The organism is Lacticaseibacillus sp. 22, assembly GCF_055413445.1.
The window spans coordinates 1-19,865 of sequence record NZ_JBVAYD010000001.1; the positions used below are offsets into that span (position 1 = coordinate 1).

At 46.2% G+C, this 19,865-nt stretch carries 13 protein-coding genes and 1 other annotated feature; of the genes, 8 read left to right on the top strand and 5 right to left on the bottom strand.

The window, feature by feature from the left end:
- Positions 1-36 precede the first annotated feature (36 nt).
- Positions 37-2,214: a Tex family protein gene (locus ACWP87_RS00005; protein ID WP_014569563.1), complete on the top strand. Its 2,178-nt coding sequence runs from the start codon at positions 37-39 to the stop codon at positions 2,212-2,214.
- A gap of 148 nt (positions 2,215-2,362) precedes the next feature.
- Here ACWP87_RS00005 and ACWP87_RS00010 read toward each other — a convergent pair whose 3' ends face one another.
- Positions 2,363-2,803: a hypothetical protein gene (locus ACWP87_RS00010; protein ID WP_014569564.1), complete on the bottom strand. Its 441-nt coding sequence runs from the start codon at positions 2,801-2,803 to the stop codon at positions 2,363-2,365.
- Between the two features lie 287 nt (positions 2,804-3,090).
- On the opposite strand from ACWP87_RS00010, the gene ACWP87_RS00015 reads away from it, so the two are divergent.
- Together ACWP87_RS00015 and ACWP87_RS00020 are read left to right on the top strand one after the other, a co-directional pair.
- Positions 3,091-3,840: a gamma-glutamyl-gamma-aminobutyrate hydrolase family protein gene (locus ACWP87_RS00015; RefSeq protein WP_014569565.1), complete on the top strand. Its 750-nt coding sequence runs from the start codon at positions 3,091-3,093 to the stop codon at positions 3,838-3,840.
- A complete protein-coding gene (locus ACWP87_RS00020) occupies positions 3,833-5,134 on the top strand; it encodes an APC family permease (protein WP_014569566.1) in 1,302 nt (433 codons plus the stop codon). Before ACWP87_RS00015 ends, ACWP87_RS00020 begins: the two co-directional genes overlap by 8 nt.
- A 125-nt stretch (positions 5,135-5,259) precedes the next feature.
- Here ACWP87_RS00020 and ACWP87_RS00025 read toward each other — a convergent pair whose 3' ends face one another.
- The 4 genes from ACWP87_RS00025 to ACWP87_RS00040 form a co-directional block, all read right to left on the bottom strand.
- Positions 5,260-5,790 carry a helix-turn-helix domain-containing protein gene (locus tag ACWP87_RS00025; RefSeq protein ID WP_014569567.1) on the bottom strand — a complete coding sequence of 177 codons (531 nt, stop codon included), beginning with the start codon at positions 5,788-5,790 and terminating at the stop codon, positions 5,260-5,262.
- A gap of 102 nt (positions 5,791-5,892) precedes the next feature.
- Positions 5,893-9,357, bottom strand: coding sequence for an AAA domain-containing protein (locus ACWP87_RS00030; RefSeq protein ID WP_014569568.1), 3,465 nt, complete (start codon positions 9,355-9,357; stop codon positions 5,893-5,895).
- Between the two features lie 193 nt (positions 9,358-9,550).
- Positions 9,551-10,162: a 30S ribosomal protein S4 gene (rpsD, locus tag ACWP87_RS00035; protein ID WP_005713812.1), complete on the bottom strand. Its 612-nt coding sequence runs from the start codon at positions 10,160-10,162 to the stop codon at positions 9,551-9,553.
- A 175-nt stretch (positions 10,163-10,337) separates the two neighbouring features.
- The gene (locus ACWP87_RS00040) at positions 10,338-10,820 is read right to left on the bottom strand and encodes a GAF domain-containing protein (protein ID WP_014569569.1); all 483 of its coding nucleotides are present in this window, start codon (positions 10,818-10,820) and stop codon (positions 10,338-10,340) included.
- A 174-nt stretch (positions 10,821-10,994) separates the two neighbouring features.
- Between ACWP87_RS00040 and ezrA the strand changes: the two genes are divergently transcribed.
- The 5 genes from ezrA (at position 10,995) to ACWP87_RS00065 (ending at position 19,804) form a co-directional block, all read left to right on the top strand.
- The gene (ezrA, locus tag ACWP87_RS00045) at positions 10,995-12,698 is read left to right on the top strand and encodes a septation ring formation regulator EzrA (RefSeq protein WP_014569570.1); all 1,704 of its coding nucleotides are present in this window, start codon (positions 10,995-10,997) and stop codon (positions 12,696-12,698) included.
- A 320-nt stretch (positions 12,699-13,018) separates the two neighbouring features.
- Complete coding sequence (locus ACWP87_RS00050; RefSeq protein ID WP_014569571.1) at positions 13,019-14,176, top strand: cysteine desulfurase family protein; 1,158 nt, start codon at positions 13,019-13,021, stop codon at positions 14,174-14,176.
- Positions 14,177-14,305: 129 nt separating this feature from the next.
- Positions 14,306-15,523, top strand: a complete 1,218-nt coding sequence (gene thiI / locus ACWP87_RS00055; protein ID WP_014569572.1) for a tRNA uracil 4-sulfurtransferase ThiI — start codon at positions 14,306-14,308, stop codon at positions 15,521-15,523.
- 323 nt (positions 15,524-15,846) lie between these two features.
- Positions 15,847-16,509, top strand: coding sequence for a redox-sensing transcriptional repressor Rex (locus ACWP87_RS00060; protein WP_015764935.1), 663 nt, complete (start codon positions 15,847-15,849; stop codon positions 16,507-16,509).
- 319 nt (positions 16,510-16,828) lie between these two features.
- Positions 16,829-17,030: a binding site (T-box leader), on the top strand.
- A gap of 131 nt (positions 17,031-17,161) precedes the next feature.
- Positions 17,162-19,804 (top strand): valine--tRNA ligase, encoded by a 2,643-nt coding sequence (locus ACWP87_RS00065; RefSeq protein WP_015764936.1) that lies wholly within the window; start codon positions 17,162-17,164, stop codon positions 19,802-19,804.
- Positions 19,805-19,865 lie beyond the last annotated feature (61 nt).

A 19,865-nucleotide genomic window follows, 5' to 3' on the forward strand; every position in this document is an offset into this window, starting at 1 on the left:
CTAAGCAGACTGAACAGAAATTGTGGGGAAGATATTTTGATTGAAGACCAAACCATTCAAATCGTACAACAAGACTTGACGGGAATGACGAGCCGGCAAATCAGTACGGTTTTGAATTTGATGAATGAAGGCAATACGGTTCCGTTTATTGCGCGGTATCGTAAAGAAATGACCGGGAGTCTGGATGAAGTTCAGATTCAGGCGATTGAGGAAGCCTATAAACGGGTGACGGCGCTGCAGGATCGTAAAGCTGCGGTGATCAAGAGTATTGCCGAACAAGGGGCGCTGATGCCTGAGCTGGAGCAGCAAATCCGTGCTAGTACCAAGTTGCAGGATGTTGAGGATATTTATTTACCTTATAAGCAGAAGCGTCAGACCAAGGCAACCATTGCTAAAGCGCGCGGACTTGAACCTTTTGCGCAGTGGATTCTTTCTTTCCCAGTAGGCGATTTGACGTCTGAAGCGGCTAAATTTGTGAATCCGGACAAAGAGGTTGCGACTGAGCAGGACGTATTGGACGGTGCCCATGAAATTCTTGCGGAGAAGTTTAGCGAAATGGCGCCGATCCGCAATTGGGTGCGCAATTTCACCATGCGTACCGGTACGATTAAAACGACCGTCAAAACCAAAGGCAAGGAACTGGACGAAAAAGGCGTTTATCAGCAATTTTACGACTTTGAAGAGACCGTTAAGAAAATGTCATCGACTCGGACGCTGGCCATTAATCGCGGCGAAAAAGAGAAGATTTTGACAGTTAAGGTTCAAGTTGACCCCGCTTCGGTGATGCAGTATTGCCATTTTAAATTGATTGATAATCGCCCAAGTACCGAAGCAACAGCGTTTATTGAAGCGGCATATCAGGATGCCTACAGACGCTTCATTGGCCCGGCGATTGAACGGGAAGTGCGCAATACTTTAACCGAAAGTGCTGAGGAGCAGTCGATTAAAGTCTTTGGTCAGAATCTGTACAACTTGCTGATGCAGGCACCGATTAAAGGCAAGGTGGTTCTCGGATTTGATCCGGCTTACCGCACCGGCTGCAAGCTAGCCGTGGTGGACGAAAATGGTAAGTTTTTGGACAAAGCTGTCATTTATCCGCACAAACCGGCGCCAGAGAAGAAGCGTCAGGCCGCGGCTTCGGAACTGATTGCGCTACTCGAAAAATATCATGTGACGATGATTGCGATCGGCAACGGAACAGCAGGTCGGGAATCGGAACAATTTGTGGCGGAAACGCTCAAGCAGATTAAGCGGGATATTTATTATGTCATCGTCAACGAAGCTGGGGCATCGGTATATTCAGCCAGTCAAGAGGCGCGGGATGAGTTCCCGGACCTGCATGTCGAACAGCGCAGCGCAATCAGCATTGCTCGCCGCCTGCAGGATCCACTGGCGGAATTAGTGAAGATTGATCCGGAATCGATTGGTGTGGGGCAGTATCAGCACGATTTACCCGCCAAGGCGCTGGCAAGTGAAGTCGATGCAGTCGTGGAACGCGCGGTCAATCAGGTTGGCGTTAACCTGAACACAGCTAGTTACCAACTGTTAACCCACATTTCCGGATTGTCAAAAACGATTGCGACTAACATTGTGAAATACCGCGATGAAAATGGCCGCTATAACAGCCGTGCCGAATTGAAAAAAGTGCCGCGGCTGGGGCCAAAATCATTTGAACAGTCAGTTGGTTTTCTGCGAATCATTGGCGGTAAGCAGCCACTTGATAACACCGATATTCACCCGGAAAGTTACCCTGTTGCCAAAAAGATTCTGGCTGCGGCGGGGTTATCCACGGCTGATTTAGGTGATCATGAAGTAATTGCCAAGGTTGCTAGTGTTGATGTGGCCCCATTTGTCAACGATGGTGTTGGCGTTGAGACAGTGCATGACATCATTAGCAGCCTGCAAAATCCCGGTCGCGATCTTCGTGAGAACATGGCAGCACCGCTTCTTCGGCAAGATGTCCTCACCATGGAAGACCTGAAGCCGGGCATGAAGCTGGAAGGAACTGTCCGCAATGTTGTAGATTTCGGCGCGTTTGTCGACATTGGCGTTAAGCACGACGGTTTAGTTCATGTCTCTAAAATGACCCGCAAGTTTGTCCGCGATCCTAAAACGGTTGTGGCAGTCGGTGATATTGTGACGGTCTGGATTGAATCGGTGGATCTCAATCGCGAGCGGATACAGCTGACGATGATCGCGCCGACTGTTGGTTAAGCGTAAAGACAGTTACAGGTTTAATTATCGTAAAAAGGCGTTGCCGTTAGATGCTGGGTATTAACCAATATCTAACAGCAACGCCTTTTTCTAATGGAACTTGAATTGTCGCACCGGCAATGGAAGTACACTTAAAAAATTCTAAGACTTACTTTTGCAAAAAACTTTGCCGCCATTCGTTTAATTCCGCAGAATGCAAGGGCAACCGGCCATCATGATGACGGAGCGGCCAGTAACGAGGGTCATCATAGTTCGTTTTTTTGACTGGGATTTCGCGTTGCACCCATTCATAAATAGGCTTAGTGTTCACGCGTTTCTGCAGCCGATTGATTAAATCATCAAGTAAATGAACCCGCTCGTAGGCCCAAATTAATTTCAGCGGCTGGGCAGCCTCGTGTAAATCATATCTGGCGGCATAATCTGAAATGTTCCACGATTCATAAACTCGCCGATAGCGATTACTTTTACCGCTAAGTAGATCGTCAAGTTCACCGCGCTTTATTTTTGCTCGTAAGCTACGATTGGTGCGCTGCTTCATTCCTTGATGCCAGTCTTTGACAACGGGATATTTTTTGAAACTTCGACTCATGATATGAGCACTCCTTTCAGGGTACTCACAAATCGTGGATGCGTTTCATAATGTCATCTCCTCAAACGTTTTCTTGCAAATATTGTACTGAAATTTAGGCTTAATGTCATTTGTAAGGGTCGACTTTGATGTAAAATTGCGGTTTTGCGTTCATTTTATGAAATCGGTTTCCTTCATTGGTGGCAGTCTATCAAGGATTCTGAGACGTAACCGTATATTAAAATAATGGTTGAAATTAATTATAGAAAGATTAAAATATTAGAATATCTAAAAAAGGAGCTGACAGTATGCGACCAATCATCGCACTTACCGGAGATTCAATGGTCGCGCCTTCGCCTGTCATTAATCTGAACTATGCAGACATGGCGCCAAACATGATCAAAAATGCAATTGTAAAAGTTGGCGGGGCACCGTTAATTTTGCCGTATCCTGAAGATGACGCTGCAGCAGCGTCGTTGGCAGCACAATATGTTGATGTTTTTGACGGTTTGGTTTTGCCAGGCGGACCGGATGTTGATCCGACGTTTTATCAAGAAGAACCCATTCAAGCGATGGGGCGGGCTACTTATCAAAAGGATCGGTTCGAAATTGCCTTAATTAAAGCAACTTTGAAGGCGAATAAACCGATTTTTGCGATTTGTCGGGGCATTCAGATTCTTAACGTGGCATTAGGTGGCAACCTTTATCAGGATTTGCCAAGCCAAAACCCGCAAGCCACCATTCGCCATGCCCAAGCTGCACCGGGACAGTGGCCGACCCATCACGTTGCGATTACGCCGGGCTCCCATTTAGCAGCATTGTTAGGGACGAGTAGTTATGTTAACTCCCGGCACCATCAGGCAGTTAAGGATGTTGCAGCGAGTCTTAAAGTCACTGCCAAAGCGCCGGATGGAGTCGTTGAAGCCGTTGAAAGCAAGGAGTCGAATCTGATTCTCGGCGTTCAGTGGCATCCGGAAAATATGTGGCAACAATTTCCGGAACAACTACCATTATTTGCCGATATTGTTAAACGTGCAGGAGGTGATGGCAATGAATAATGTTGTGAAGAAAGAAAAAATGGGTTATTGGAGCATGATTTTGCTGGGGATCAACGGCATTATCGGTTCCGGAATTTTTCTGTTACCCAATCAGGCTGCTAAGTTAATTGGGTCAGCTAGTATTTTTGTCTTACTTTTTGATGCTTTGTTGGTCATCAGTATTGCACTTTGTTTTGCTCAAGCCGCGACCTATTTTGATCGTGATGGTGGTCCGTACTTATATGCCAAAGATGCATTTGGCGATTTTGTCGGCTTTGAGGTCGGCTTTGTCACTTGGGCGATTCGGATTATCGCGGAGGCCACGATGGCGGTTGCTTTTACAACTGCATTAGTCGGGACTTTTCCAGCGTTAAACCAGCCTATTATTCGCGATTCGATTATTTCAATCATGGTCATCGGCTTGGCGCTCATGAATATCGCCGGTGTCCGGGTTTCAACCGTGGTCAACAATGTGATTAGCGTTTCAAAATTGGTTCCGCTAGTTTTGTTTGTTGCAATTGGCATTTTCTTCATCAAAGGCAGCAATTTCACGCCATTATTCCCAGGCGGCAGCTATAAGTCCGGTAGTTTCGGGCAAGCCGCGGTGGTCATGTTTTATGCTTTCACCGGTTTTGAAGGCTTAGTCGTTGCGGCGGGCGACATGAAAAATGCCAAGCGTAATTTACCCAAAGCCGTTGCTACCGTCATGACGGTGGTTGCACTTTTTTACATCCTGATTCAGGTTGTCAGCACCGGTATTTTGGGAAACGCGTTGGCAAGTACAGATACACCAATTCAAACCGCTTTCGCTAAAATCACCGGTGGCTTTGGCAATGCTTTGGTGGCCGCCGGGACGCTGTTATCGACTGGGGGACTGCTTGTTGCCAGTTCCTTTATCACCCCGCGGTCTGGAGTTGCCCTCGCCGAAAATCACATGATGCCGCAATTGTTGGCCAAACGTAATCGGGTCAACTCACCATATGTTGCGATCATCGTGTCCGCAACCATTACCTTACTCATTGCGTATTCCGGCACATTCGGCTACCTCGCTCAAATCAGCGCGGTTTCAAGATTTGCCCAATACATTCCAACATGTTTGGCGGTGATCGTGTTTGCCAAAACCAAGACCAAGGATAAAAGCAGTACCTTCCATCTGCCGCTTGGCCCCGTCATTCCTGCAGTAGCAATTTTAGTCAGCATCTGGCTATTGGTTCAGGTTCAGGTAAGTCAGCTGGTCATTGGCCTTGGCGCGTTGCTCGTGGCGGTACCGTTTTATTTCTTGACATACACGTACCGGCAGCATGGGAAAGCATGAAGTTTGGAAAATAAAATATATTATAAAAACCAGTTCAACTGTTATCGGTAGTCGAACTGTTTTTTGCTTTGAATAGGTTACATTTGAAAATTGAACCAAGCGTTTAATTAGGTTGGACGTTCCGCTTAATCCAGGAGCCGAACACCTAACATTCCTTTTTTATTTACTTTAGCCGTATACGCAAGGTGATAAACCGCATCACCCCGCAGCATAGCTTCTTGTATCTGTTTAAGCTCTGCTTCAGCTGCATGTCTGGTTTGATACCAACCAAGCTCAATGAGGCGAGTGGTGCCAAGCAACCCGCGCTGACTGCTCTCACCGATTAGAAGAAAAGTGGGCGCGGTTTTGCTAGGAATACCTTCAGCAATTTGAAAACCGGTATAGTTGCCTAAACGGTCATTGATTAGGGAAGTTATTGTGATGGCGCTACTTGGCCTGTTAGCAGCTGGTTTCGGTTCTGGTGGTTCATTACCAAGCAGATCAGCGTAAGAGACTCCTAGAATCATCGTGAACTGCTGAATTTTTTGAAGGTCCGGTTCAGCCAAGTTGTTTTCGTACTTTGAGATTGCCTGCCGACTAATTCCCATGGCTTCAGCTAGTTCATTTTGCGAAAGTCCACTCCTTTTGCGCAATTGCATGAGTCGTTCACCGAACATCGTCATCGCCTCCTTCTATACCTCAATTATCCGATAGATGCTTGACCTATACAAGCAATCAAGGGTTGCGAAGTGTCAACTGGGGGTTGCAGAAGGGTGTAATCAGTCTGAATCTTTAAAGTTGTCTTCGTTTTTCGCTAAATTGAAAAGTGGTAGGGAAAATTTTCGAACTAGATTCTCGTCATCAATGACGGTTGAAGTATCTCGATTGTAATAGGGGCTATTCTCATCCCTGACGGCTGAAAACCAATTAAAAGAGCCGTTTGCCAGAATATGGCCATCTACTACAACCTGTTTTGAGTGAACTCGAGACGAGGCCTCAAAAATGCTTGCGCCAGATGCTTTCAGCAATGCGATACCGCCTTCAAAGTTTGCCATCTTTTGGTTATCTGTTTGATCATACATGGCGCGATTTGGATAGATGTTGACACGTACACCTCGGCGAGTAGCTTGTTTAATAGCGCTAAGAAGTGCGATTGTGCCAGCCTCAATTGACCTTTTTGATATATAAGGTGAGCTAATGTCAATTTGCTTTTTTGCGGTTAAAAGTTGATGGTACAGCCATTTGTCATGTGTCTTGGCGTCACTAAGAACGAACTGGCGATTTGATTTGATCTCTTCTTCAGTAAAAAGCGTTACATCTTTAATTTCGTTGCTCGATTCAGAAAATAGTCTTCGGGCTAATTGTGAAGATGGCTTATTGCCCTTAGTGGTAAGTAAATCGATATTGCCGAAATATAAGAAGCTATCTTTTGCTCGTGATACCGCGACGTTCAGCATATTGATGCCCTTATCAAAGAAAAATTCAGTCTTTGCGTTGTCATAAACAGGTGAAAATAGAACTACTCTCCGTTCTGCACCTTGCATCGCATGAACCGTTCCGACAATGATTTTTTGATCATCTAATTCATATCGGGTTAAGGCTTCATTGATTTCTTTGGCTTGTCGATTGAATGGTGATAATATTGCAACTGTATCTCCAAGTTTCCAATCCTTAACATTTTTTCCTTCCAAGTTACGAAGGCTTGCTTTCCGATTTTTAAGCCATTGAGCAATGGCATCGGCTTCTCGACGGTTGTAACGGCTGCCATTTTGGATAGCCGACAGTCCGAATACATGCGCATAGCCCAGTTGTGGCAGCTGGTCTGACGAGGTGATAGTAGGGTTAGAACGTTTAGGAATTAGTTTACCTTGATAAGCTAGTGTATTGAAGTAATCAGTAATTTTGGGTAAACAACGAAAATGTTCTTGTAGTAAAAGACCGCCACCGACTATTTCGCTCTGTGTAAACACACTTTGATGTTGTGCCACACTCATAAGGTTGCCCGAGGATGTTGCAAATCCCGTCTTTTTGATAGCAGCTATTTCATCTTCTGAAAATTTGGTCAGACTTCGCATGTTGGCTTCGTCAACGGATTTCTGGACGCTCCATATCGGTTCAATTTGCTTAACGTCGCCAACTGCCAGAAAACGTTTTGCAAGTGCGAGACTTGCAATTGCCAGTTCAGGACTAACTTGACCAGCCTCATCGGCAATCAACAAATCAATGCCATTAAGGAAGGGAACATGATCTTTTCGGAAAAAGGCGTCTACCTGATAAAAGGTGCCAACAAAACAAGGTGTCAGCATTGCGCGAACTTGCCAAACTTTCCGTACTTTTTCAAATGCGGCGGTTGCTGAGTTAGTTTGATGCTGCTTCATTTCTGTTAACCAGCGAGCCTCCCAATAATGGGTAGCTAGCAAGAACGCTAAGTAACGTAAATTTGTATCCACTTGCTTATTAAGATCTGAACGTGATTGCGTATTTGTTGATGTCAATTTGATGTTATTCTGAGCGCAGGCTATCTTAAAATTCTCTTGACGTTTCTGAACATCAATTAGAGCCAGTTTTGTAGTGTTTATAGTCTTACTTAAAGCAGTATTTTCAGCTCGAACATGATCAAGGTTTCGTTGAAGATCGGTATCATCTGAAAAACCCTTCAAGTGCAAATAATCAATTTTTCTTGCGGCTTTTCTTTTAGGACCAATCAACGGAAAATAATCAAGAATGCTTGCATGTTTAGCGTCAAAGTCATACCAACCACGAAGCTGCCTTTCAGCTTCGTCAACACTTGCCTGGCTTTTGGTTAATTGGATTGTTTGCTCGGAAAGTGTTGCGGAAAGTGTTGCTGCCTGTTTGTCGAAATTAACGTCCTGACCATTGATAATGGTTCGAATGTCTTCTACAACGTTGGTTAGATAACCATGAAGCGTTTCACGACATTTTTGAAGTGAGCCACCTGAATCCGGAAAAAGTGCATGATAATTTTGAAAAAATACTTTTGTAGCCTTGCTTAGCGCGTCATCAGTAATTAGCTGGTCAAAGTATTCGTTATGATTGATGGAAATCGCAGCATATGGAAGTGTCCCGTCCGTCAAGTTTCTATTTGCTGCAAGATATAAACCATAGGTGTTATGTCCAGGTAGCCAATGTGAAATAAGTGTTGACTTTTTCACTGACATTTTTTGATAAATAGCCTTTTTGGGAAGTGAAAATGCCGCAACCTCTTCATCATTTAGTTCACCAGCTTGAAAGCTTTGAATAATATTTGTAACGGCTTGGTTGTTAACAGATGAAGCGACACAAATGGGAGGCATGGTCTCTTTAAACGCCGCTTGAACCCATTGCGTGGCCACAACACTTTGAATCAAAGTCGTCTTACCCGTGCCTGGGGGACCGCTGACAGCCAATGTTTGTCCGTTAGTTGTAGCATCAAGGTTGGCCAATGCATTTCGTTGGGTATCCGTCATGCCATGCTTGGGACTCATTTGAGCGAGGTGATTAGAGTAATGAGATCTCATGCTAGCTTGGGATAGAATCTTTTCATCTTGAACGCTGGATTCAGGATTTAAAGAATCGAAAAGAGGAAGTTGCTCTTTAGAGGCCAGAATGTCTTGATAAAGGCCTTGGATTTGAGCTGAAAATCCTAAATTTTGCTCGCCAGGAATGATATGGCAGATACCTGTTGGTTCGGCAGGTAGGACATAATTGTTCACTTTTTCTATTGATTTAAATGTGGCAAATGACAAGTTGGTCAAGTGTTGAAAGAGAGCCTCTGCTTGATGAATGTAATCAGACCACTCTAAATGATCAAGAGCACCACCATTGATTGCATCAAAATAGTCGTTGACATTTGCAATTGGTTTATAGCGTAGTGGATGGGAGGAATCTTCGCCAGCTGGGGTCATTAATTCACGTTGAATCCACGGAACCGTATATTCCTGATGAGTTAGTTGACCATCTTCATTTAACATTGCTGGAATAATGAAAGGATAAATGAAGACCTTCGCAGTTTTGATCACAATCGGCATAATGAAAACACTTAAGCCGTTTGACGACTCGGTTTTTGCAAGGCCCTTCCGCGTACGTTTGAAAAAATCTGGAAATGTAGGGCTCAAAATTTTGCCCTCAACAATTTCGCTATAGTTGGTCGAAAAGGGTTTAGTATACTTGGCGTTAACCTCGACAAGACTGCTTTGACGCAAACTTTGTAGATAGTAGTTGGCAATTTCTTTGGTTGAAATCATATTAAGTCCTCCAAATTGGTATAGGCGTTATTAGGCTATCTACCTATACAAAAGCTTGGCTACCGTTAGTATACATTTTTGGGGGAAATAAGATAGAAAATTGTCTGCAAATTCTGTGCAAAGTCTGTAAACAGTTCAAGAGCTCAAACAAAAACAGCCAACTCCGCAAAGAGTTGACTGTAGCTGTGAAGTATTAAAGTTTCTGGTTATAGTATTCAACAACCAGTGATTCGTCAACTTCTGGTTCGAGTTCGCCACGTTCTGGCAAGCGAACAAGGGAACCTTCCTTCTTATTGTCGTCAAAGGTTACGTAAGCTGGACGGGAAACTGTGTTCTCGATAGCTTCATTGACAACAGCGAGGTTTTGTGAGCGTTCGCGAAGACCGATCACTTGGCCAGGCTGTACTTCATAGGAAGGAATATCAAGGCGCTTGCCATCAACTGTGATGTGGCCGTGGTTGACAAGTTGGCGCGCTTGCGGACGGCTGGAAGCCAAGCCCAAACGGAAAACCAAGTTATCTAAACGGGTTTCAAGCAGGATCATGAAGTTATCACCATGGGTACCTTCTTTGATCTTACCAGCGCGCAGGAACAAGTTCTGGAATTGGCGTTCGTTTAAACCGTACATCCAACGCAGCTTCTGCTTTTCACGCAGTTGCTGACCGTATTCGGAAATCTTACGGCGGTTGTTGGCACCGTGATCACCGGGTGCATAAGGACGACGAGCTAATTCTTTACCAGTGCCGGAAAGGGACAAGCCGAGACGACGGCTTTGCTTCCAGCGAGGACCTGTATAACGAGACATATGAGTATTCCTCCAAGTTTTTATTTGGAGTAAAATAACGAATTGCGGCTTTAGCACACGGGCAGTCCTGCAAAGGTTCACCTTCGCAGCCGCGGTTACTACTGTCATCGGCGTGATGCCGAGGCAGGACTGGAGCCGACCATGCCGGCCGCTGCTGCATTATTTTACACGCGAGCTAGTATACCGTGTTTAGCGCAGCGGTGTCAAGGTGATTGGCGAGCGTTTGACCGAACTGTGTCAGGATCTGTTCGTCGTTTTCGCTAAAACGGTTGAGTTTCGGGGAGTCAATGTCCATGATGGCAACGGTTTCGCCATTAACGTTGATCGGCACGACGATTTCGGCGTTGCTGGCTGAATCGCAGGCGATGTGACCGGCAAATTCATGGACGTTAGCAACGCGAATCACGCTATTTTGCCGATAGCTGGTTCCAACGACGCCTTTGCCCGGTTGAATGTGCATGCAGGCAACTTTTCCTTGGAAGGGGCCGAGGTCGAGCTGCCCGGTTTTGCCATTATAAAGGTAGAAACCAGCCCAGTTGAGCTCAGGCATGCTGTCATTTAGCAGTGCACTGGCATTGGCAAGTACGGTGATGGGGTTGGTTTCGCCTGTAAGTAGGCCATCAAGTTGATCGATAATAATAGGATCAAGGGTTGTCATTTGATCAGTCCTTTTAGGAATTTATGAAAAGCAGCATCTAGGCCTTTTAACTGCGGGCTTTTTTTGCGATACTGGTAGCTAGGATGTTATCGTTTTTAACACTTAACGGCATTTTAGCCGGTAAGTAGGCAAAATGCAATTAGAAAGATAATCGGTAAAGCAGAGGGTGTAGGGATGATCTGGTTCTTCATTATTGTTGCGATTATAATTGTGGCTGCTGGCAGTGTCTGGTGGCTGCAGCATTATTTTCAAACGCGTATCAAAGACTTAGACGAAAAAGTCGAAGCGATTGATATTGGTGCGCTCTCGAGTCAGATTCGCAGCATTGAGCAACTGAAGCTGACCGGTGACAGTCTGGCAACCTTTGGCAAGTGGGAGCGGGCGTTTGATCAGTTAAACGACCACGATCTAGCTGAGCTGCAAAAGATTCTGCTTGATCTCGAAGACCAGGTTAAACGCTTCCGTTTAGATCGGGCATCGAAAATTGCGAAGGTGCTGGAAGATAAAATCGAGACGGCTCAGCGCCAATACGAACTGATTAGCCAGGCACTACAAGACATTCGGCACGACGAAGCAGATAACCGTAGTAAAATGTTGCAATTGCGAGATGATTACCAGGTTTCACGCAAGACGATTCTTGCCAAGAGCTTTGTCTTCGGTGATGCTCAGCCAGCATTAGAGCAACAATTGCAGCAATTGGCGCAGCTTTTTCAAAAAATTGACCAGATCAATAATGATGGCGATCATCAGGCGGCAAAGGCAGAAATTAAACAGTTAGCCGAGCAGATGCGGGTTTTGAAGAAGCAGGTTAAGGAATTACCACCACTGGTAAACGAGCAGGTCAACGAGTTTCCTGGACAAATTAACGAAATTCAGCACGGTTACCGGCAACTCACCACCGCCCATTATGTGTTCACCGATGATATTCCGGGGATGGTTGCGGATGTCGAGGCCAAGATGAAGGATGCCAATGCGGCTCTTAAATCGATTGATGTGGAGGCAACAGAGGCAGCCAATGCGGAAATCGAAGCTGAGATCGATAAAATGTACGCCATTATGGAAAAAGAGATGCAGGCCAAGAAACGGGTGGATGTTGCGTCCCCTGATTTGCGGCGCTTCATTGATCATGCACTGCGCCAAAATCGGGAATTGCAGGCAGAATTGGATCATCTGAATCAAAGCTACACGCTGAATCATCATGAAATCAAAACCGCTAAAAATTTAAAAATGCAGTTAGATGCGATTGACGCAAATTACACGAAGGATACCGATGCGATTGAAGCAGGCGAGGCCGTGTACTCGGACGTGATTGCGCGGTTTGATGAAACCAAAGAACAGTTAACGGCGATTGAAAAGCAACAGGTCCAGATTAACCAAGACGTGGCAGGTTTGAAAAAAGGCGAGATCATCGCTAATAAACAAGCAGAGAGTTTTGAACTCGATATGCGGAATATTAAGCATGAAATCGTCCGCCATCACTTGCCGGGGTTGCCGCAAGACTATGTGAATAAGGTTAAACATGTTACTGCCGAAATTGATCAGCTTAATCACGATTTGGATCAGGTTAAAATTAACATGGATGCGATTGCCAAGTTTCTGATTAAGATTGCCAGTGATATTGATGATTTAAAGAAAACAACCAGTGCCTTAATTGATGCGGCCGGATTAACCGAAGAATTGATGCAATATGCCAACCGCTACAAAATAACGGTTAAGCCGGTGGCGGACGCGGTTAAGCATGCGACCGAGCTGTATATGCAATTTGACTATCAGCAGGCTGCCGATACGTTGGCGACCGCGTTGGAGCAGACGGAGCAGGGCAGCTACAAGAAAGTTGAAGATGCTTATCTTGCGCGGAAGAAAGCTTCATTATATTAATTTGCGTGATTGGAAAGCCAGCCGGGGTTTGGGCTGGCTTTTGGTTTGGGGTGGAGGTTGTGATGTGTGCAGGGATCTGTAGGGGGGAATTGCAGACTTAAATGGGCAATAATCATTCAGTAGGGTATACGTCTCCGAAACGCGTTCACCGGCGCAGAGATCTGCGTGTAAGGACCTCGAACCTAAATGGCCAAAGCCCAGCCATTTAGGTTCGAGGCCACTTACACTCCGATCTCTAACCGCGCCGGTTCACGCTCTTGAAACTTACTAACTTTTTGTCTATAATTCAATCCAGTCGAATTAACGGAAGGGGCCGGCTGATGATTTATTTTGATAATAGTGCAACGACGAAGATTTCGCCTGATGCGTTGGCGACTTATAACAAGGTCAGCACGGATTTTTTTGGTAATCCCAGCAGTTTGCATGCTCTGGGAACTAAAGCAAATGAGGTTTTGCAGAGTTCGCGAGCCCAGATTGCTAAATTAATCGGTGCTAAGCCGGACGAGATTTATTTTACGAGCGGTGGAACTGAAGGCGATAACTGGGTGATTAAAGGCACTGCCATGGCTAAGCGCGAATTTGGCCGTCATCTGATTACGACCAGTATCGAGCATCCGGCTGTGATCAATACGATGAAACAGCTAGAGAAACTGGGATTTGAAGTGACTTATTTGCCGGTTGATCGGCGCGGTTTTATTCATATTGACGATTTGAAAGCGGCTATTCGCAAAGATACGATTTTGGTGTCGATTATGGCGGTTAATAATGAAATTGGCAGTATGCAGCCGATTGTTCAGGCCGCGCGGGTGTTGGATAATTATCCGAATATTCATTTTCATGTTGATGCTGTACAAGCCGTTGGTAAGGGCTTGGATGCAGCGTTGCAGGATCCGCGGATTGATTTTCTCAGTTTTTCCGGCCATAAGTTTCATGCTCCCCGCGGTACCGGCTTTATCTATGCCAAAGAGGGTCGCATGCTTGATCCGTTGCTAACCGGTGGCGGTCAGGAACATGATTGGCGCTCAGGCACGGAAAATGTTCCGGCGATTGCGGCAATGGCCAAGTCGCTGCGCTTACTTTTGGCTAATGAAGATGCTAACGTGGCTCGGCAGCAAGCAGTTCGCAAGCGGATTTTTGAACATGTCAGCCAAAAGCCCAAGGTGACGATGTTTAGTCAGTTAACACCGGATTTTGCCCCACATGTTTTATGTTTTGCCATTGCTGGTGTCCGCGGCGAAACGATTGTTCATGCGTTTGAGGATCATCAGATTTACATTTCCACAACCAGTGCCTGCTCAAGTAAGAAAGGCACGGAAAGCAGTACCTTGGCCGCCATGCATACGGACCCGAAAATTGCCACTTCCGCGATTCGGGTGAGTTTGGATGAATCTAATACTTTGGATGAAGCGGATGCGTTTAATGCAGCGTTTGATACGATTTATGCAAAGTTTGCCAAGCTTGATAAAGCGACCGTCTAAACGAGCATCAGCCATTGCCAGTGCGAGGAGTGGCAGGGTGTCAGTTATAGCGGCTGATACTGCCAACTTGTTTTTACGCATCACCGGTTTTTACTGGATCGGGTACCGCCTACATGAAAGGATTTTAAGATGCAATATTCAGAAATTATGGTTCGTTACGGCGAGCTTTCGACCAAGGGGAAAAATCGGCAAGCGTTTATCGGTCGTTTGAACGGTAACGTTACACAAGCGCTGCATGAATTCCCCAATCTCACCATTCGGCCTAAACGTGATCGGATGCACATTGAATTGAATGGCGAGCCTAGTGATCAGGTGATGGCACGACTGTCACAGGTATTCGGCATCCAGAATTTTTCACCAAGTATTGCCGTAGAAAAGGATATGGCAAAAGTCCACGAGGTTGCGTTGCAGCTGATGAATGAAACGGCACCGCACGGCATTAGCTATAAGGTTAATACGCGGCGGAGCGATCATGACTTTGCCTTGGATACCAATGCTGTGAATCTTGATTTAGGCGATTTCTTGACGGATAAGCGGCCGGACTTAGTTGTCAAGATGCATCATCCTGATATGATTTTGCGAGTTGAAGTCCGCCGTGAAGCGATTTATTTATCTACTAAAACGATTCAAGGCGCTGGCGGATTGCCGGTTGGAACAGCAGGGCGCGCGGCCTTGATGCTTAGTGGCGGGATTGATTCGCCGGTCGCAGGCTACTATGCGTTAAAACGTGGCGTGGACATTGAAATGGTGCACTTTTTCAGCCCGCCTTATACTAGTCAACAGGCGCTGAATAAAGCTAAACAACTCACGGCCAAGCTGACCCCTTATGTTGGCCGGATTTACTTTATTGAAGTGCCATTTACCGAGATTCAGGAGGCTGTCAAAGCAACGGTTCCGGAAGGTTATCTGATGACCGTGCAACGCCGAATGATGTTGCGATTGACCGAAGCGATAGCCAAACAACGTGGCGATCTGGCTATCTTTAATGGTGAGTCAGTCGGCCAGGTGGCTTCACAGACGCTGGAATCAATGGCAGCAATCAATGATGTCACCACGATGCCGATTATTCGTCCGGTTGCGACCATGGATAAGAATGAGATTATTGCCGAGGCAGAAAAGATCGACACGTATGATTTATCGATCATGCCGTTTGAAGACTGTTGTACCATTTTTGCCCCGCCGTCTCCTAAAACCAAACCAAAGACGGATCGCGCACGGTATTACGAAAGCAAACTTGATGTCGATGGTTTGATGGCGCGCGCGTTGGCCGGGATCAAGGTTCAGGAGATCAAGTCATCTGATCAGTTCCTGAATCAGGATCAGGATGTTATCGCAGAATTGCTTTAAAAATTGAATAAAAGCGGTAGTTGCTGATAAGTTATTTGCTTATCGGTAACTACCGCTTTTTTAGTTTAGCGTTAAAAGTCGGCGAATGATCTTAAAAAAGAAATAATTCACAAGATTTCGCGATATTAATAAGTTGCTGGATCGAATACCATCATGGTTGCCCGAAAAATGGTTGTCACCTGCAGAAGACGCATTGTGCTTAATTCCTGGTTTGAAAAGATCGTTAATATAAAATGGCTCAGTAAAAACAGTGGTAAAAGAGCGCGCAATTTGTTAAACTAAATATGTGAAAATGGTAACAAACACGTGCGGAGGTGTTGATGGTGGTCGTCAGTAAACAAGCGTTATCACAGGCAACGATTAAGCGAATCCCGGTTTATTATCGAACCGTCAAAGATTTGCAACAGGCGGGGGTTAAGCGGGTTCGGTCTGATCGGCTAAGTAAGCTGGTTCATATCGCGCCAGCAACCATTCGGCGGGATTTTTCCAATTTTGGCGATTTAGGGCGTAGCGGCTATGGCTATTCGGTTGATTTACTTGCGCAGGTGTTTGGCGAGTTATTAGAAGTGCACTCGGAAGAACAGATGTTACTGGTGGGGTGTGGCAACCTCGGACGGGCGTTGTTGACCAATAATTTTCGCCGGAATCCGGATCTAACCATTGTGATGGGATTCGACACGGATCCGCAGCTCATTGGGACGACAATTGCCGGGGTGCCGATTTTTGATCTCACAACTTTAGCCCAAAATATTCGCCCGGGGATGCATACTGCCATTGTCTGTGTGCCGAGTTCCGCCCAGACCAGCGTTATTAACCAACTTGAGGCTAATGGCATAACCGCTATTTTAACCTTTGCCCCTAAGCCGGTCCCGGCAAAACCGACAACCACGATTCGCTACATTGACCTGACAAGTGAGCTACAGGCGTTATTGTTTGTTGATCATCAAAAACAGGTTGCGCGACAGGTGACGGAGCCGTTGCGCTAGTGTTGCTTGGTGAGCTGGATCACGCTCGTTATAACGTGTTTACCTGCCCAGAAACTTGCATATAAGGACCTTGGCGCAAATCCGTTTTTACGCCCATAACGCGCTCCCCGGCGCAGGGACCTGCCTGTAAGGACCTTGGTCGCAAGTCCGCCTTTACGCCCATAACGCGTTCACCGGCGCAGAAGTCTGCGTGTAAGGACCTTGGACGCAATGGCCAAGCCCGGGCCATCACGACCAAGGCCACTTACACTCCGACTTCTAACCGCGCCGGTTCACGCTCACTCACATTGACCCTGTCATGATCACGGGTTATAATGCAGCTAATGCAATGATCAAGAGGGTTGCGGTCTTTTTTTTCAGCGACGGGATGGTTGGTGTGAATCTCGAAAGAAGGGCGTGATTGTAGCTTGTGAGCTGCCGTCCTGAAGTGAGTAGGGAACGGCCGGTGACAGCCGTTATCCTGAACCAAGTGGGGATTGATTCCCAATTTAGGTGGTACCGCGAGTAGACTCGTCCTAATAATCGATATTAGGGCGTTTTTTTGTGTATACGCACGGCGCGACCCAGCTTTCGGGCTGGCGTGCGGGTGATGCATCAGCGCGTGCCAATTCTAGAAACCGGATGGACGAAAAAATTTTGTGAGGTGGAGCCAGTGAGTGATGAAACGTTAGCACCAAAGTATGATCATAAAGCAGTCGAAGAAGGCCGGTATCAAGAATGGCTTGATGAAGATGTCTTCAAACCAAGTGGTGATAAGAAGGCTAAGCCGTATTCAATCGTGATTCCGCCGCCGAATGTCACCGGTAAGTTACACATGGGGCATGCATGGGATACGACGCTTCAAGACATCGTGATCCGCCAAAAGCGTATGCAGGGGTTTGATACCTTGTGGCTGCCAGGGATGGATCATGCCGGAATCGCCACGCAGGCTAAAGTTGAGGCCAAGTTGCGCAAAGAAGGCATCAGCCGCTATGACCTAGGCCGTGAAAAGTTTGTCCAAAAAGTCTGGGAATGGAAGGACGAATTTGCCAAGACCATTCATGGACAATGGGCCAAAATGGGCTTGTCACTGGATTATAGTCGGGAACGCTTTACTTTGGATAAGGGCCTGAATCAAGCGGTTCGACGGGTGTTTGTTGACCTTTATAACCAAGGCTTGATTTATCGCGGTGAATATATCGTTAACTGGGATCCGCAAGCGCGCACGGCACTATCGGATATTGAAGTCATTCATAAAGACGATAAAGGTGCTTTTTACCATGTGAAATATCCGTTCGCAGACGGTAGCGGCTACATTGAGATTGCAACGACGCGTCCGGAAACCATGATGGGTGATACTGCGGTGGCGGTTCACCCAGGTGATGAGCGGTATAAAGATATGGTGGGCAAGGAACTTATTTTGCCATTAGCCAATCGCAAAATCCCGATCATTGAAGATGCTTACGTTGACCCTGAGTTTGGGACTGGGGCGGTTAAAATCACGCCAGCCCATGACCCTAACGACTTTCAGGTGGGCAATCGTCATGATTTGAAACGAATTAACACTATGAATGACGATGGCACGATGAACGAAAATGCCGGCAAATATCAAGGAATGGATCGCTTTGAAGCCCGTAAAGCTATGGTGGCCGATTTGGATAAGGCCGGTTTGTTGCTTAAAGTTGAACCGATTGTGCATAGTGTCGGCCATAGCGAACGTACGGGCGTTCAAGTTGAAGCACGGTTGTCAACACAATGGTTTGTCAAGATGAAACCATTAGCTGAAGCGGCAATCAAAGCGCAGCAAGAGCCGGACAAGAAAGTGACATTTGTTCCTGAGCGGTTTGAACATACCTACTTGCAGTGGATGGAAAATATTCATGACTGGGTTATTTCGCGGCAGTTGTGGTGGGGCCATCAAATTCCGGCTTGGTACAACAAGCAGACCGGTGAGACCTATGTCGGGATGGAAGCGCCAAAAGACATTGAAAACTGGAAGCAGGATCCTGACGTGCTGGATACCTGGTTTTCAAGTGCATTGTGGCCATTTTCCACGATGGGGTGGCCGAATACCGATGCGCCGGATTACAAGCGTTATTACCCAACAGATACCTTAGTGACTGGCTACGATATCATTCCATTCTGGGTTGCGCGGATGATTTTCCAAGGGTTGCATTTTACTCATCAACGGCCGTTCCAGTACACCTTGATTCACGGGTTAATGCGCGATGAACAAGGCCGGAAGATGAGTAAGTCACTGGGTAATGGGATTGACCCAATGGATGTGATTGAAAAATACGGCGCCGATGCCTTGCGGTGGTTCCTGATTACTGGTAATAAACCGGGACAGGATACACGGTTTAGTTATAAACAGGTTGAAGCAGCCTGGAATTTCATCAATAAGATTTGGAACATTTCCCGATTTGTGATGATGAACTTAGGCGACTTGGATACGCCGCAACAGCCAGATCCAAGTACCTTTGATTTGTCCGATAAGTGGCTTTTTGCGCAATTGAACGAAACCATTAAACAAGTAACGGATTTGTCAGCGCGGTTTGAATTTGGTGAAATGGGTCGAACCCTGTATAACTTCACCTGGAATGTTTTCGCGGACTGGTACGTTGAAATGAGTAAGGAAGTACTTTACGGCGATGATGAGCAGGCCAAAGCAGCCAAGCGCGTCAACCTTGCTTATGCACTGGATCAAATTTTACGGCTATTGCACCCAGTGATGCCGTTTGTGACGGAAAAACTATGGTTGGCGTTACCGCATACAGGCAAATCAATTGTGACGGCGAGCTATCCGGTGGCAAACGCTGCCTTTGAAAATGCTGACGCTACCAGTGCAATGGATGCGATCATTGCGCTCATCCGCGGCGTTCGCGGTATTCGTAAAGAGGCCGGCGCTCCGCTTAAGACCAAAGTCGATATTATCGTTAAATTGACGGATCCTGCTTTGAAGCCAATCTTTGAACAGAACTTTGACTTTATCGATCGCTTCGTCAATAGTAAAGCCTTCACGGTTGGAACCGATGTGGCCGAGCCTAAAATGGCGGGCAGTGCGGTGATCACAGGCGCCACCATTTTCGTACCGCTCAATGAATTAATTGATTTGGACGAGGAAAAGGCCAAACTGACTAAAGATGCTAAGAAGCTTGAGCAAGAAATTGCCCGAATTGACAAGAAGCTCAATAACCAAGGCTTCTTATCCAAAGCACCGGAAGCGGTTGTTGCAGAACAACGCACTAAGCGCAGTGATTTTGAAGATCAGCTAACGAGCACTAAGCAACGGTTGGAACAATTACAACAAGCTTAAGTTACCAAGTGGCTTTAAGCGATTTTATGATGAAAAAACCGGTATTAGGGTTGAGTTTTAA